Consider the following 15,189-nt stretch of genomic DNA (forward strand, 5'->3'; position numbering starts at 1 on the left):
ATCACGTTTGGATGCTTACCAGACTGCCGGTGAATCGCTCGCCTTTCGAGCGAGCAACTGGAATACGATGGGCGCTTGCGCATGCCTCTGGAACAAGACAATTCCTTATTTGAAGCGGTACATTTCCCAAGGTTAAAAAACCTCCAGCTATTGCAGCTGCAAGAGCATGTCACCTCACTTCGCCAGCAACGCTGGCGCCTACACCGTCTCGCGCTCCCCTGTAAGCGCCAGCCTTGCTGGCGAATACGCCCGCCCAGGCCACTTCACGAACCCCGCCCCCAGCGCCGCCAGAATCAACCCGATCGAAACCGCCTCGTGCGCATCCACCCGGTGACCCAGCAGCACCATCGACCCTGCCACCCCGAATACCGGGATCAGCAACGACAACGGCGCCACCTTTGACACCGGATACTCACGCAGCAGCAGGTTCCACCCCCAGTAACAGAAGTGCGTCGCCGCATACACCTGGAACACCAGCGAAAACACCGCCACCCACCCCACCTGCGCAGCCACCCCGGTGAACGGCGCGTTGCCATGCATCAGCCAGGTGAGCAGCACCAGCGGCAGCGGTGCGAACAGGCTCGCCCACACCACAAAGGCAAACATCTCGCGCACCTTCGAGCGCTTGATGATGACATTGCCCACACTCCAGCTGAACGCACTCACCAGCAACAAGCCATAACCCACCACCGAGCCATCGCCGGGCCTGCCATCGATGATGGACACCAGCCCCAGCACTGCCAGCCCCACCCCGACGCCCTGCCCCACGCCAAGGCGTTCGCGAAACAGCAACACGCCCCAACCCAGGGTGAAAAACGCACTGAACTGCACCAGCAACGCCGCCGTGCCCGGCGGCACGCCCAGCTCGATACCCAGGTTGATCAACGCCCACATCGCCACGCCAAAGATCAACCCGTATGCCGCCACCCAGCCCAGGCCGACCGCCGGGCGCCGGATGAAGAACACCCACGGCAACGCCGCCAGGGTGAATCGCAACGCCGTCAACAGCAGCGGGTCAATCGCGGCCAGGCCGAGCTTGGTGATGGGAAAGTTGAACCCCCACACCGCCGTCACCAGCACGGCCAAGGCCAGATGTTTCTTTTGCATGGCGTACCTATCCCGAAAGTCAGGGCGCCACTATGCGCAATGAGCACACTGGCTCGCTTGCACTATCAGGTCATAGATCATTAAATTCGGGCCATGCGCGAAATCGACATCGACCCCTATGAACACACCCCCCGCGACGCCGTGGTCACGGCCAACGACTATGGCGACGGGCAGCACTTTGCCTTGCATACCCATCAGCGTGGGCAGTTCGCCTATGCGGCCTGCGGGGTGATCACGGTGTTCACCCGCCAGGGCAACTGGGTGGTGCCGCCGCAGCGGGCCATCTGGGTGCCCGCAGGCGTGCCCCACGAGATGAGCATGAACGGCCCGGTGACGATGCTGAACACCTATGTGCGCCAGCCTGCCGCCACCCGCCTCGGCCTGCCCGAACACTGCCAGGTGTTCGGTGTGTCGACGCTGCTGCGCCAACTGCTGCTGGGCGCCCGGGATGTGCCGGCGCTGTATGCCGAAGGCAGCCGCGAGGGCTACCTGATGAACCTGCTGCTGCACGAGATTGCCGACATGCCGGCGCTGTCGCTGAATGCACCGCTGCCCAGCGAACCCAGGCTCGCCCGGGCCTGCCAGCACTTGCTGGCACAGCCCTCGCTGGATACAGGGATCGATGACATGGCCCGCCAGGTGGGCATGAGCCGGCGCACCTTCACCCGGCTGTTTCGCCAGCACACCGGCATCAGCTTCGTGGCATGGCGACAGCAGGCATGCCTGATGGCGGCGGTGGTGCGCCTGGGCAATGGCGAGGCGATCACGCGGGTGGCGACGGACCTTGGCTACAGCAGCCCCAGTGCGTTCACCAGTGTGTTCCGGCGCGTGCTGGGCGCGGCGCCCAGCCAGTACTTCGCCAACGCGGCAAGTTGATGCAACACGATTCGCTGCAACCCAAGCAGTAGCGCGCCAGGCCTACACCCACAGCCAACTGTCTGCCCAGCAACTGTTGCCCCAGCAACAGCCAGCCAACAAAAACCTCCCGCACCAACACCATTGCCACCTCACTACCGCGCCAGGCCCAGCAAAAACGGGGCCTGCGACTGTGGTACGGCTCTTGCTCAAGCCTGGGTAACGCTCTGAGCGCAGGGCCACACCACAGGACGCACACATGACCGCAGCACTCAAGGTCGTCGCCGTTTCCGGCGGCGCCTATCGCCCCTCACGCACCCTGGCACTGACCGAGGCGATCGTCGCCGAGCTGGGCAAGCACCTGCACATCGACGCCCAGCTCATCGAGCTGAGCGAGATCGCCCGCCCGGTAGGCGGCGCCCTGTCGCGCGCCGAACTGCCGGCCACGGTCGAACAGCAGCTGCAGGCCATCGAGCATGCCGACCTGCTGATCGTTGCCTCGCCGGTTTACCGGGGCTCCTACCCCGGCCTGCTCAAGCACCTGTTCGACCTGGTGGGCCAGGACAGCCTGATCGACACCCCGGTGCTGCTGGCCGCCACCGGTGGCAGCCCGCTGCATGCGCTGGTGATCGACCACCAGCTGCGCCCGCTGTTCAGCTTCTTCCAGGCGCTGACCCTGCCCATCGGCGTGTATGGCAGCGAAGGCGACCTGCAGAACTACCAGGTCAGCAGCCCGGTGCTGCAAGCCCGTGTCAGCCTGGCCGCCGAGCGTGCCGCACCGTTCTTCGCCGCCCACGCCCACAGCCAGCGCAAGCTCGCCAGCGGGGCCGAACGGTGAACGTGTTCTGGTTCCTGCCCACCCACGGCGACGGTCATTTCCTCGGCACCAGCGACGGCGCGCGCCCGGTCACCCTCAACTACCTCAAGCAGATCGCCCAGGCCGCCGATGGCCTGGGCTACCACGGCGTGCTGATCCCCACCGGCCGCTCGTGCGAGGACTCCTGGGTGGTCGCCTCGGCCCTGGCGCCGCTGACCGAACGCCTGCGCTACCTGGTGGCGATACGCCCCGGCATCATCTCGCCCACCGTGTCGGCGCGCATGACCGCCACCCTGGACCGCCTCTCCGGCGGGCGCCTGCTGATCAACGTGGTCACCGGCGGCGACCCCGACGAGAACCGCGGCGACGGCATCCACCTCAGCCACAGCGAACGCTACGAGGTCACCGACGAGTTCCTGCGTATCTGGCGCCGCGTACTGCAAGGCGAGTCGGTGGATTTCGAGGGCAAGCACTTCAAGGTCGAGAACGCCAAGGCGCTCTACCCACCGGTACAAAAGCCCTACCCGCCGCTGTACTTCGGTGGCTCGTCCGACGCCGCCCATGACCTGGCCGCCGAACAGCTGGACGTGTACCTCACCTGGGGCGAACCGCCCGCCGCCGTCGCCGAGAAGATCGCCGATGTGCGCGCCCGCGCCGCAAGGCACGGGCGCACGGTGAAGTTCGGCATCCGCCTGCACGTGATCGTGCGCGAAACCGCCGAAGAGGCCTGGCAGGCCGCCGACCGCCTGATCGCGCACATAAGCGACGACACCATCGCCGCGGCGCAACAGTCCTTCGCGCGCTTCGACTCCGAAGGCCAACGGCGCATGGCTGCGCTGCACGGCGGTCGCCGCGACCAGCTGGAGATCGCCCCCAACCTGTGGGCCGGTGTGGGCCTGGTACGGGGCGGCGCCGGCACCGCGCTGGTGGGCGACCCGCAACAGGTGGCCGCGCGCATCAAGGAATACGCCGACCTGGGCATCGAAAGCTTCATCTTCTCCGGCTACCCGCACCTTGAGGAAGCCTACCGCTTCGCCGAGCTGGTGTTCCCGCTGCTGCCAGAACCCTACGCCAGCCTGGCCGGGCGCGGCGTCACCAACCTGACCGGGCCGTTCGGCGAAATGATCGCCAACGATGTGCTGCCCAAGGCGCAGACCGCATGAGTGCCAAGCAACCGGAACCCACCCTGCTCCGCCCGCTGCAGACCGCGCGCGCGCTGGCCGCCGAGTTCGCACTGACCGCCGCCGAACGCGACGAGCGCGGCGGCACACCCAAGGCCGAGCGTGACGCCATTCGCCACAGCGGCCTCTTGGCCCTGAGCATTCCCACGCAGTTCGGCGGCATGGGCGCCAGCTGGGGCGAAACCCTGAACATCGTGCGCGAGTTCGCCCGGGTCGACAGCTCCATCGCCCACGTGTTCGGCTTCCAGCACCTGATGCTGGCCACCGTGCGCCTGTTCTCCAGCCCCGACCAGTGGCAGCCCTGGTTCGAGCAGACCGCCCGCAAGAACTGGTTCTGGGGCAACGCCCTGAACCCGCTCGACACCCGCACCGTGGTCAAGAAGTACGACGGCTGGCGCGAATTCTCGGGCAAGAAGAGCTTCTGCTCCGGCGCCAGCGACTCGGAAATGCTGATCGCCTCGGCGGTGGATGAAAGCGCCGGCGGCAAGTTGCTGATCGCCGCCATCCCCACGGCACGTACCGGCATCACCCTGCATGGCGACTGGAACAACATGGGCCAGCGCCAGACCGACAGCGGCAGCGCCACCTTCGAGCGCGTGCGCGTCGAGGAATCCGAACTGCTGCTCGACCCCGGCCCGCTGAGCACCCCGTTCGCCTGCCTGCGCCCGCTGATCGCGCAACTGCACTTTGCGCACATCTTCCTCGGCATCGCCGAAGGGGCGCTGGAAGAGGCGCGCCAGTACACGCTCAAGGAAGGGCGACCGTGGTTCAAGTCCAACGCCCGGCACGTCAGCGAAGACCCGTACATCCTGCGCCACTACGGCGACTTCTGGGTGGGCCTGGAAGGCGTTCGGCTGCTGGCCGAACGCGCCTGCAACCAGCTCGACGAAGCCTGGCACAAGGGCCCCACGCTGAGCAGCGACGAGCGCGGGCAGCTGGCGCTGTCCATCGCCGCGGCCAAGGTGGCGGCCACCCGCACCGGCCTGGACCTGTGCAACCGCCTGTTCGAAGTGACCGGCGCGCGCGCCACGCATGCCTCGCTGCGCTTCGATCGCTACTGGCGCAACCTGCGCACCCAGACCCTGCACGACCCGGTGGACTACAAGGTCCACGAGCTGGGTGACTGGGCCCTGAACCGGACGGTGCCCGCCCCGTCCTTCTACTCCTGAGGGCTGCCCATGCACCTGTTGACGCTCCCGCCATCGCCAACCCTGGCCACCTCGATCAGGGCCACCGCACAGGTGTTCGAAGACCCGAGGTCGCAGGCGCTGCTCGCCCACCTGCAGCAGGTCGCGCCGAGTGAGGCCAGCGTGCTGATCATTGGCGAAACCGGTACGGGCAAGGAGCTGGTGGCGCGACATATCCACAACCTCAGCCGGCGCCACCACGGGCCGTTCGTGGCGGTCAACTGCGGGGCGTTCTCCGAGTCGCTGGTCGAGGCCGAACTGTTCGGCCACGAAAAGGGCGCCTTCACCGGCGCCCTGGCGTCCAAGGCCGGCTGGTTCGAGGAAGCCGACGGCGGCACGCTTTTTCTCGACGAGATCGGCGACCTGCCGATGGCCATCCAGGTCAAGCTGCTGCGCGTGCTGCAGGAGCGCGAAGTGGTGCGCCTGGGGTCGCGCAAGAGCATCCCGATCAACGTGCGCGTGCTGGCCGCCACCAACGTGCAGCTGGAAAAGGCGATCAACGCCGGGCACTTTCGCGAAGACCTGTTCTACCGCCTCAACGTGGTCAGCCTGCAGCTGTACCCGCTGCGCGAGCGCCCCGGCGATATCCTGCCGCTGACCCGCCACTTCATGGCCAGCTACAGCGCCCGCCTGGGCTATGGCGATGTGCAGTTGAGCAGCGAGGCCGAGCACAAGCTGGCCAGCTACGACTGGCCGGGCAACATCCGCGAGCTGGAAAACGTCATCCACCACACCCTGCTGATCTGCCATGACGGCGTGATCCAGCAGGACGACCTGCGCCTGTCCAACCTGCGCATCGAGCGGCCCGAGGGCACACCCGCCCCGGACACATCCGCCAACGCCCTGTTGCAGCGCGCGTTTCAGAAGCTGTTCGAAGAAGAGCACGGCGCGCTGCATGAAAAGGTCGAGGAGGCGCTGCTGCGCAGTGCCTACCGCTTCTGCCACTACAACCAGGTGCACACCGCGCGCCTGCTCGGCCTGAGCCGCAACGTCACCCGTGCCCTGCTGATCCGCATCGGCGAACTGGTGGTGAACAAGCGCCAGCCGCCACCGGAGCCGAACGCCACACGCGTCATCAACCTGTCGATCTGACCCAGACTTGCCCAAGCAAGCAGCGACTTCACCCACCTTGCGTTGCACGCCGTCCCGGCCGGGGCGGTGGCCCATTCTTCCTGCAACGAGCACCCCACCATGAGCCTCGATATCTTCTGGTTTCTGCCCACCTCCGGCGACACCCGCTACCTCGGCCACTCCGCCAGCGGGCGCCCGGCCACCAACGCCTACATGCGCCAGATTGCCGTGGCCGCCGAGAACCTCGGCTATGACGGCATTCTCATCCCCACCGGCAGTAGCTGCCTCGACCCCTGGGTCACCGCCGCCAGCCTGGTGCCGGTGACCCACCGCCTCAAGCTGCTGGTGGCCCTGCGCACCTCGCTGGGCAACCCCACCGCGTCGGCGCGCCAGGCCGCCACCCTCGACCAGGCCAGCGGCGGACGCCTGCTGCTCAACGTGGTGCCCGGCGGCGATGCCACCGAGCTGGCCGCCGATGGCGTGTTTCTCGCGCACGACCAGCGCTACGACGCCGCCGACGAATTCCTCACCGTGTGGCGTCAACTGCTCAGTGGCGAACGGGTCGACTTTCACGGCGAGCACCTGCGGGTGGAGGGCGCGCAGAACTTCTTCGCGCCGGTGCAGACGCCCTACCCACCGCTGTACTTCGGTGGCTCGTCAGCCGCCGCGCACGAGCTGGCGGCCAGGCATGTGGACGCCTACCTGACCTGGGGCGAGCCACCCGCCGCGGTGGCCGAAAAGATCGCCGACGTGCGCGCCCGTGCCGCCCGCCACGGGCGCACGGTGCAGTTTGGCGTGCGCCTGCATGTGATCGTGCGTGAAACCAGTGAACTGGCCTGGGCGGCGGCCGAGGAACTGATCAGCCACCTGGACGAGGCCACCATCGCCGCCGCACAGGCCAACTACGCCAGCATGGATTCCGAAGGCCAGCGGCGCATGGCCGCGCTGCACGGCGGGCGCCGCGACCGACTGGAAGTCTCGCCCAACCTGTGGGCCGGGGTCGGCCTGGTGCGTGGCGGCGCCGGCACCGCACTGGTCGGCGACCCGGCCACGGTGGCGGCACGGCTGCAGGAGTACGTCGCCCTGGGCGTGGACCGCTTCGTGCTGTCGGGCTACCCGCACCTGGAGGAAGCCTACCGCTTCGCCGAACTGGTGTTCCCGCTGCTGCCCGGCAAAAGCAAGGTGACGGTGGATGGCGCCTTCACCGGGGGCGCCTTCGACGTGCGTGCCGGCCAGGCCAGGCCCGCCGCCAGCCAGTAACGGGCAGGGCCCGGGCTACCCGGTGCAGGCCGGCCGGCTCAGGCCCGTGCGGCCACCCGCTCGACGCTGTCGGCCACTGTACGGGCCTGCTGCAGCACCTGCGCACACACCTGTTCAGGGGCCTCCACGCGCACGCGCAGACGGCCAAGGATACGCCCCTGGATACGCTCGATATTGGCCTGCACCAGGTGGGTCGGGTAACCCAGTGCCGCGCTGATCGCGCTCAGCTCCGGCGCCTGGCCACGGGCCCCGGTGTAATGCAGGTCGAGCAGCCAGTCGCCGGCGCTGGCTGGGGCCAGGTCATGGGCGCCGCCAGGGTGCAGGGTGCGCAGCAGGGTGCGGGTCACCTCGTGGCACGGGCAGCCGAACACCCGCCACACCTCGCCCTGCTCCACCACCTCGCCCGCCTCCAGCACCACCACGCGGTCGCACAGCTCGCGGATCACTTCCATCTCGTGGGTAATCAGCACGATGGTCAGGTTCAGGCGCCGGTTGATATCGCGTAGCAGCGCCAGAGTCGACTGGGTGCTTTGCGGGTCCAGCGCCGAGGTCGCCTCGTCGCACAGCAGCAGGTCGGGCTGCAGCACCAGCGCCCGGGCGATGCCGACGCGCTGCTTCTGGCCACCGGACAGCTGTGCGGGGAAGGCATCGCGCTTGTCCTCCAGGCCCACCAGTTGCAGCATCTCGCTCACCCGCCGCTCGCGCTCGGCGCGGCCAATGCCGGCCAGCTTGAGCGGCAGGCCGATGTTCTCGCCGACGGTTTTCACCGACATCAGGTTGAAGTGCTGGAAGATCATGCCGGTACGCTGGCGCTGGCGGGCCAGTTGCGCGCTGTCGTAGCCGGCGATGTCCTCGCCGTCGATCAGCACCTGGCCGTTGCTGGGTTGCTCCAGGCGGTTGAGCGAACGCAGCAGCGACGACTTGCCCGCGCCGCTGCGCCCGATGATGCCGAACACCTCGCCCCGGCGTATCTCCAGGTTGATGTCGCGCAGCGCATGCACAGTGCGCTCGCGCCCCGGGTACTGCTTGCCGAGCCCCACCAGGCGGATATGCACGGCGCCTGCCAGCGGCTGTTGATTGAAACTGACCATGGATCAAGGCCTGCCCTGCGAAGGATGCGATTCGACCAAGGCCCGCGCTGTCGCCAGCGCGGGCCACCGGGGCTCAGAAGCCGGGCACTATCTGGCCCTTGTAGCGGGTCAGGATGAAGTCGCGCACCTGTGGCGAGTTCAGCGCCTTGGCCAGCTTCTGGATGCGCGGGTCATCGATGTTGTCGGGGCGTGCGACCAGGTACTCCACGTACAGGTCCTTGCCCTTCTCCACGATCAGTGCGCTGCTGGTATCGATGCCCGCCTCCAGCGCGTAGTTGGCGAAGACGAACGCCAGGTCCACCTGGTTCACCGCACGGGCCAGCAGCGCGCCTTCGAGTTCGCGAATCTTCAGGTGCCTTGGGTTGGCCGCGATGTCGCGCTGGGTCGCCAGGGTGTTGCTCGGGTCCTTGAGGGTGAGCAGCCCGGCTTCGTGCAGCAGCACCAGGGCACGCCCGGCGTTGACCGGGTCGTTGGGGATGGCGACGCTGGCGCCGTCCTTGAGCTCGGCGATGCTCCTGATGCGGGTGGAGTAAGCACCGAAAGGCTCGATGTGCACGCCCACCACCGGCACCAGGTCGGTCTTGCGGGTGGCGTTGAATTCGTCGAGGAACGGCCGGTACTGGTAGTAGTTGGCGTCCAGGTTCTTCTCGGCCAGTTGCAGGTTGGGCTGGATGAAATCGCTGAACACCTTGATGTCCAGGTCCACGCCTTCGGCCGCCAGCGCCGGTTTGACGAACTCGAGGATCTCGGCATGCGGCACCGGGGTGGCGCCCACCACCAGTTTCTCGTTGGCGTGCGCCGACAGCGACAGCACGGCGGCCAGTACGGCCAGGGTCTTCTTCATGGGCTTGCTCCTGAACAGGTAGAACATTGGCCGCCGTGGGATACGTGGGCCGGCGGCAGCGAAACCCGGCTGCCGCTGACGGGAAACACAATTCAACGCCGGGTGAAGCGCCGCACCAGGCGGTCGCCACTCACCTGCAGCACCTGCACCAGTACGATCAGCAGCAGCACGGTCACCACCATCACGTCGGTCTGAAAGCGCTGGTAGCCGAAGCGGATCGCCAGGTCGCCCAGGCCGCCGCCACCGACCACGCCGGCCATCGCCGTGTAGTCCACCAGCACGATGGCGGTCACCGTCACCGCCGCGATCAGGCCGGTGCGCGCCTCGGGCAGCACGGTGTGCCACACGATCTGCCAGGTGCTGCCACCCATCGACTGGGTGGCCTCCACCAGGCCGCGGTCGACCTCGCGCAGGGCGATTTCCACCAGCCGCGCAAAGAACGGCGTACAGCCGATCACCAGCGGCGGTATGGCGCCGGGCACGCCCAGCGAAGTACCGGCCACCACCTGGGTGAGCGGGATCAGCACAATCAGCAGGATGATGAACGGCATCGAACGCAGCACGTTCACCACCACCGACAGCACGCGGTACACCAGCGGCGAGGCCAGCAACTGGCGCTGGCCGGTGAGGTACAGCAGCACCCCCAGCGGCAGCCCCATCAGCACCGTGAAACCCAGCGCTACGCCGAGCATGCTCAGGGTGTCGAGGCAGGCCTGGCCCACCTCGGGCCAGTTGACATGGGCCAGCAGCTCGCTCATTGCCCAGCGCCCCTGCGCAGCGCGGCGGCCGGGTGCGGCGCGCCCACCCGGTCACCTGCGCCGAACAGCTTGTTGCGCAGCGTGCCCTGGGCGTAATCGCGCTTGAACAGGCCACGGGCCTGCAACTCGGGCACCAGCAGGTCGACCACCGCCTCGAAGGTTTCCGGGGCCACCACGCTGGCCAGGTTGAAGCCGTCCACGTCGGTCTCTTGCACCCATTCCTGTAACTGGTCGGCCACCGTCTGCGCCGAGCCCACCAGCACCGGGCCGTCGCCACCGATGGCGCAATAGTCGGCAATTTCGGCGGTGGTCCAGGTGCGGCTGGGGTCGGCACGGGTGAAGGCTTCCACCGCCGACTGGATCGCATCGCTCTGCACTTCGCGCAGCACCTGGTCGCTCTGGTACTGGGCGAAGTCGATGCCGGTCCAGCCCGACATCAGCGTCAGCGCACCGCTGGCGCTGGCGTACTCGCGGTACTCGCGCAGGCGCGCCAGGGCCTGTTCATCGGTGGGGGCGACAATCACCGTAAGCTGCTCCAGCACCAGGATATCGCCCGGTGCGCGGCCGGCCGCCACCGCCGCAGCGCGCACCTGCGCCACCTGGTTCTTGAGCACCGTCTTGCTCGGCGCAGCAACGAACACGCACTCGGCGTTGGCCGCCGCAAACGCCCTGCCGCGCGTCGAGGCACCGGCCTGGTACAGCACCGGGGTGCGCTGGGGCGAGGGCTCGCACAGGTGAAAGCCCGGCACCTGGAAGAACTCGCCCTGGTGGCCGATGCCGTGCACCTTGGCCGGGTCGGCATACACCCCGCTGGCGCGGTCGGCGCGCACGGCGTCGTCTTCCCAGCTGGCCTCCCACAGCTTGTAGCAGACCTGCAGGTACTCCTCGGCCAGGGCGTAGCGCTGGTCATGCGACAGCTGTTCGCGCCGGCCAAGGTTGCGCGCCCCGCTGGACAGGTACGAGGTGACGATATTCCAGCCGGCGCGGCCACGAGTCAGGTGGTCGAGCGTGGACATGCGCCGGGCAAACGGGTACGGGTGCTCGAACGACACCGAGGCGGTCACGCCAAACCCCAGGTGCTCGGTGACGGCGGCCATGGCCGGCACCAGCTGCAGCGGGTCGTTGACCGGCACCTGCGCAGCCGTACGCAGCGCCTCGTCGGCGTTGCCGCCGTACACGTCGTAGGCGCCCAGCACATCGGCGATGAACAACCCGTCGATCTTGCCGCGCTCCAGGGTCCTGGCCAGCTCGGTCCAGTAGTGGATGTCGGTGTAGCGCGTGGCCTGGTCACGCGGATGGCGCCACAAGCCCGGCGACAGGTGGCCGACGGTGTTCATGGCAAAGGCATTGAGGCGTATCTGCTTGGGCATGGTGGCGGCCTAGTTCCAGTCGTGACGCTGTGGCTTGGCCCCGTTCAAGGCCCAGTTGCCCACCAGGTGGTACTTCCAGCGCACCGGGTCGTGCAGGGTGTGCACGCGGGCGTTGCGCCAGTGCCGGTCGAGGTTGTGGCGCACCTGGGTGGAGCGCGTGCCGCCCAGCTCGAACAGGCGGTTGCTGGCCTCGATCGCCGCTTCGGTGGTCAGCACCTTGGCCTTGGCCACGGCCACCGAGGCCTGGGCCACCGAGTCCTCGTCGGGGGCCAGGCTGGCCCGGTCGAGCACCTTGCCGGCGCGCTCCAGCAGGGCCTCGGCGGCTTCCTGGCGAATCTCCAGCGCGCCGATCTGCACGATGGTCAGCGGGTCCTGGCTGGCCTGCTCCACGCCCGCATCGATCCACGGGCGGGCCTGCTCGCGGATGAAGGTGATGGCGTCGTCCAGCGCCGCACGGCCGATGCCGGCGTCGATGGCGGCGGTGGTCAGCTGCGCGAAGGGGCCGGCCAGGGTCGGGGTTTCGTACGAGCGGTAGGTGGGAAACAGGTTGAAGGCCGGTACGATCAGTTCCTGCGCCAGCACCGTGCCGCTGGAGGTGGTGCGCTGGCCGATGTTGTCCCAGTCATCGACGATCACCAGGCCCGGGGTATCGCGGCGCACGAAGGCCAGTTGCGAGCGGTCCTGCGCGTCCAGCGCCAGCACCCCCAGCCAGTGCGCGTACAACGAGCCGGTGCAATAGCCCTTGCGCCCGTCGATGCGGTAGCCATCGGCATGGGGCACGATGCGGGTCTGGATCTCCTTGACGTTCTTGCCGCCGGTTTCCGACAGCGCATTGGCAAAGCGGTGGCCGGCCAGCACCAGGTCGAAGAAGAAGCGCTTCTGCTCTTCGCTGCCCTGCAGGCGGATGTCTTCGAGCAGGCAGTAGTGGTTCTGCGGTATCTGCCCCAGCGAAGGGTCGGCGGCGGAGATGATCGCGATCACTTCGGCCAGGGTGGCGAAGGACACCTGCGCCCCGCCGTACTGTTTCGGTACGGTGATGCCCCACAGGCCGCTGTTGGAGAACGCATCCACCACGTCGGCCGGGACCTGGCGGCTGCGGTCGCGCTCGGACGCGCCTTCGCGCAGCAGCGCGGCAACCCGATGGGCAATGGCGATGGCTTCGGCATCGTCACGGATGACGTGGGCATCCGGCTGGCGGATGTCGTAGTGGGCAGAAACAGGGGTGGCAGTCATGGTCTATCTCGATGAGTACACAGAGTCACCCGTGAGATAGCACAACCCATGCCACTTGAATTTCACCTATAAATCAATGAGTTACGCACAACAGAAAGTGACATGGCTGGATGCACGGCAACAAAGTGTTGGCCAACTGTTCGCAGTGCAACAGTACGACAGCGGTCAGTTGCTCCCCGTACACCGCGCGCCTATTCGCAGTAACGGGCGGGCATGAAAAAACCGGCTACTGCGAGCCGGTTCCCATGCAGTACCGCCAGCCTCAGCCGCCGCTGGCTGCCACGCTCTTGCGTTCAGCCACGAAGAACAGCGGGCGAATCCGCACCCCCACCACGTTGCCGGCATACGCCGCCACCAGCCACAGCCAGCCATGCACGCTGCCCGAGGCGATGCCGCTGAAGTACGCGCCGATGTTGCAGCCATACGCCAGCCGCGAGCCGTAGCCCAGCAGCAGGCCGCCGATCACCGCGGCCAGCAGCGAGCGCATCGGAATCCTCAGGCTCGGCGCGAAGCGCCCGGCCAGGCCTGCTGCCAGCAACGCACCCAGCACGATGCCGATGTCCATCACCGTGGTCACGTCCTCCCACAGCGGTGCAGCCAGCGCCTTGGCGTTGCCCGGCATCTGCCAGAACGCCCAGCTGCCCACGTCCACGCCCAGCCCGCTCAGGGTCTTGGCGCCCCACAGGGCGAACGCCGAGGTGATGCCCCACGGCCGGCCCGCCAGTGCCAGGGTCGCGTAGTTCAGCAGCGCCAGGCCGATCGCGCCCCACACCAGCGGCCACGGGCCACGCAGGAAGCGACGCAGGCCCTCATGCTGGCTGCCTGCCGAGGCCTCGAGGGCGCCGTGGCGACGCTTCTCCAGCACCACCGTGCCCCAGGCGATCAGGCCGAATACCACCAGGTTAAGCACCAGCGCAGGGGCCACGCCAAAGGTCTGCACCACGGAGGTGGCCGGGAACGACGGCAGCGCGAACCACCAGTCGGCGTGGTGGGTTGCGGTTACCGAACCGATGATGAAGAACAGCAGCGTCACCAGCATGCGCGCGTTGCCACCGCCCACGGTGAACAGGGTGCCCGACGCACAGCCGCCGCCCATCTGCATGCCGATGCCGAAGATGAACGCACCGAACACCACCGACACCCCGGCCGGCGCCACCAGCCCGGTCACCGGCTGGCCGAACAGCGTGCCGGCGCCCAGGGCCGGAAAGAACAGCAGCACGGCGATGGCCAGCATCACCATCTGCGCGCGCAGGCCGGCGCCACGGCGCTCGTTGATGAACACCCGCCAGGCGGACGTGAAGCCGAACGCGGCGTGGTACAGCGTGAGGCCCAGGGCGGCGCCGACGATCAGCAGCAGCACCTGTTTGATGCCCACGCTGGCATTCAGAAAGACGGCGCCGACCACCAGCAATGACAGCGCAACCAGTGGCGCGCCGAGACGGCGCTCAGGCGCCGCGGAGAGAGAAAGACCCATGACGATACTCGGATATAGACGGAACAGGCCGCGAGTATACCGTCACCAGCTGCCGTGCGGGCTCACGGATAGAACAGCGGGTACATCGCCAGTGCCAGGGTCGAGGCGCAGGCATGCATCGCCATGGGCACCAGCAGGCCGCCGGTTCGGATCCGCGCATAGGCCAGCATCAGGGCGAGGATGAACAACAGCACCACGGTCGACCTGAAGGTGTACTGCAGGTGGATGGCGGCAAACGCCAGGGCGCTGACCACGATCGCCACCACCGCCCACAGCGGCTTGCGGAACGGGAACAGGTTGAGCAGAAAATGCCGGAACGCCAGCTCTTCGCCCAGGGGGGCGAGCACGATGACCATGCTGGTCAGCAGCACGCGATCGGCCAGCGAACCGGCACCGAGCAGGGTCATGAACTGCAGCATGAAGGGTTCGGCGGGCTGATCGACCAGGGCGGCGTAGTTGTAGGCCAGCAGGTAGACCACCACCACGCTGGTCAGGCCGAGCCAGAGGGCCTTGTAGCTGAAGTTGGCCCCCCTGAAGGCATGCCCGGCCAGCGGGTTGCGCCGCAGCAACAGGTACAGCCCGCCGATGGCTGCACACGCCACCAGGTGGGCGCCGAACAAAGCCAGGGTGAAGTCCAGGCCACTGCCGAACAGAAAGGCGCCGGCGAACTGCGCGGTGAAGTACAGCAGCAGGCCCAGCAGCGCGAGGCCGATGCGCTTGCCGGTGGTGCTGGCGATGTAAGGGGTGGTCACGGGACTTCCTTGTACGGGGTTGTTCACAGCGTTCTCCTTGGCGGGGGGCGCATTATGGCGAGTTTCGCGGCTGCTGCGCAGCCCATCCCCGGCAGCCGGCTGCTAAAGGCTAAGCGATCAAGTAGATTCACATCTGGATACATCCGGCCATTTGCCATTCCCCTCGCCCTCTGTTTGCATCCGCGCTCT

At 67.5% G+C, this 15,189-nt stretch carries 14 protein-coding genes; 6 read left to right on the plus strand and 8 right to left on the minus strand.

All coding sequences use genetic code 11. The annotated features are described in order from the left end of the window. Window positions 1-198 precede the first annotated feature (198 nt). Window positions 199-1,107, minus strand: coding sequence for an EamA family transporter (locus V9K84_RS17370; RefSeq protein ID WP_088515307.1), 909 nt, complete (start codon window positions 1,105-1,107; stop codon window positions 199-201). A 93-nt stretch (window positions 1,108-1,200) separates the two neighbouring features. Between V9K84_RS17370 and V9K84_RS17375 the strand changes: the two genes are divergently transcribed. From V9K84_RS17375 to ssuD (V9K84_RS17400), 6 genes are all read left to right on the plus strand, one after another. Next, the gene (locus tag V9K84_RS17375) at window positions 1,201-1,983 is read left to right on the plus strand and encodes a helix-turn-helix transcriptional regulator (RefSeq protein ID WP_058541403.1); all 783 of its coding nucleotides are present in this window, start codon (window positions 1,201-1,203) and stop codon (window positions 1,981-1,983) included. A gap of 238 nt (window positions 1,984-2,221) precedes the next feature. Further along, window positions 2,222-2,800, plus strand: coding sequence for an FMN reductase (gene msuE / locus V9K84_RS17380; protein ID WP_043864443.1), 579 nt, complete (start codon window positions 2,222-2,224; stop codon window positions 2,798-2,800). Continuing rightward, entirely contained in the window at window positions 2,797-3,942 is a 1,146-nt protein-coding gene (ssuD, locus tag V9K84_RS17385) for an FMNH2-dependent alkanesulfonate monooxygenase (RefSeq protein ID WP_043864442.1), read from the plus strand. The genes msuE and ssuD (V9K84_RS17385) overlap by 4 nt, the downstream gene beginning before the upstream one ends. Beyond that, on the plus strand, window positions 3,939-5,129 hold the full coding sequence (locus V9K84_RS17390) for an acyl-CoA dehydrogenase family protein (RefSeq protein ID WP_088515306.1): 1,191 nt from the start codon (window positions 3,939-3,941) through the stop codon (window positions 5,127-5,129). The genes ssuD (V9K84_RS17385) and V9K84_RS17390 overlap by 4 nt, the downstream gene beginning before the upstream one ends. Before the next feature lie 9 nt (window positions 5,130-5,138). Continuing rightward, complete coding sequence (locus V9K84_RS17395) at window positions 5,139-6,239, plus strand: sigma-54 dependent transcriptional regulator (protein ID WP_043864440.1); 1,101 nt, start codon at window positions 5,139-5,141, stop codon at window positions 6,237-6,239. Window positions 6,240-6,338: 99 nt separating this feature from the next. Then, complete coding sequence (gene ssuD / locus V9K84_RS17400) at window positions 6,339-7,478, plus strand: FMNH2-dependent alkanesulfonate monooxygenase (protein WP_088515305.1); 1,140 nt, start codon at window positions 6,339-6,341, stop codon at window positions 7,476-7,478. 38 nt (window positions 7,479-7,516) lie between these two features. Here ssuD (V9K84_RS17400) and V9K84_RS17405 read toward each other — a convergent pair whose 3' ends face one another. From V9K84_RS17405 to V9K84_RS17435, 7 genes are all read right to left on the minus strand, one after another. Beyond that, complete coding sequence (locus V9K84_RS17405; protein WP_338791636.1) at window positions 7,517-8,569, minus strand: methionine ABC transporter ATP-binding protein; 1,053 nt, start codon at window positions 8,567-8,569, stop codon at window positions 7,517-7,519. A gap of 73 nt (window positions 8,570-8,642) precedes the next feature. Then, window positions 8,643-9,413: a MetQ/NlpA family ABC transporter substrate-binding protein gene (locus V9K84_RS17410; protein WP_043864437.1), complete on the minus strand. Its 771-nt coding sequence runs from the start codon at window positions 9,411-9,413 to the stop codon at window positions 8,643-8,645. A 92-nt stretch (window positions 9,414-9,505) separates the two neighbouring features. Beyond that, on the minus strand, window positions 9,506-10,171 hold the full coding sequence (locus tag V9K84_RS17415) for a methionine ABC transporter permease (RefSeq protein WP_054916316.1): 666 nt from the start codon (window positions 10,169-10,171) through the stop codon (window positions 9,506-9,508). Beyond that, window positions 10,168-11,541, minus strand: a complete 1,374-nt coding sequence (locus V9K84_RS17420; protein ID WP_088515303.1) for an LLM class flavin-dependent oxidoreductase — start codon at window positions 11,539-11,541, stop codon at window positions 10,168-10,170. The genes V9K84_RS17415 and V9K84_RS17420 overlap by 4 nt, the downstream gene beginning before the upstream one ends. Window positions 11,542-11,550: 9 nt before the next feature. Continuing rightward, window positions 11,551-12,774, minus strand: a complete 1,224-nt coding sequence (locus V9K84_RS17425) for an SfnB family sulfur acquisition oxidoreductase (protein ID WP_043864434.1) — start codon at window positions 12,772-12,774, stop codon at window positions 11,551-11,553. Between the two features lie 262 nt (window positions 12,775-13,036). Further along, window positions 13,037-14,248, minus strand: coding sequence for a YeeE/YedE family protein (locus V9K84_RS17430; RefSeq protein ID WP_088515302.1), 1,212 nt, complete (start codon window positions 14,246-14,248; stop codon window positions 13,037-13,039). A 62-nt stretch (window positions 14,249-14,310) separates the two neighbouring features. Then, entirely contained in the window at window positions 14,311-15,000 is a 690-nt protein-coding gene (locus V9K84_RS17435) for a type II CAAX endopeptidase family protein (protein ID WP_088515301.1), read from the minus strand. Between the last annotated feature and the right edge of the window lie 189 nt (window positions 15,001-15,189).

The organism is Pseudomonas sp. AE27 (assembly GCF_037113495.1).
Classification (GTDB): domain Bacteria; phylum Pseudomonadota; class Gammaproteobacteria; order Pseudomonadales; family Pseudomonadaceae; genus Aquipseudomonas; species Aquipseudomonas palmensis.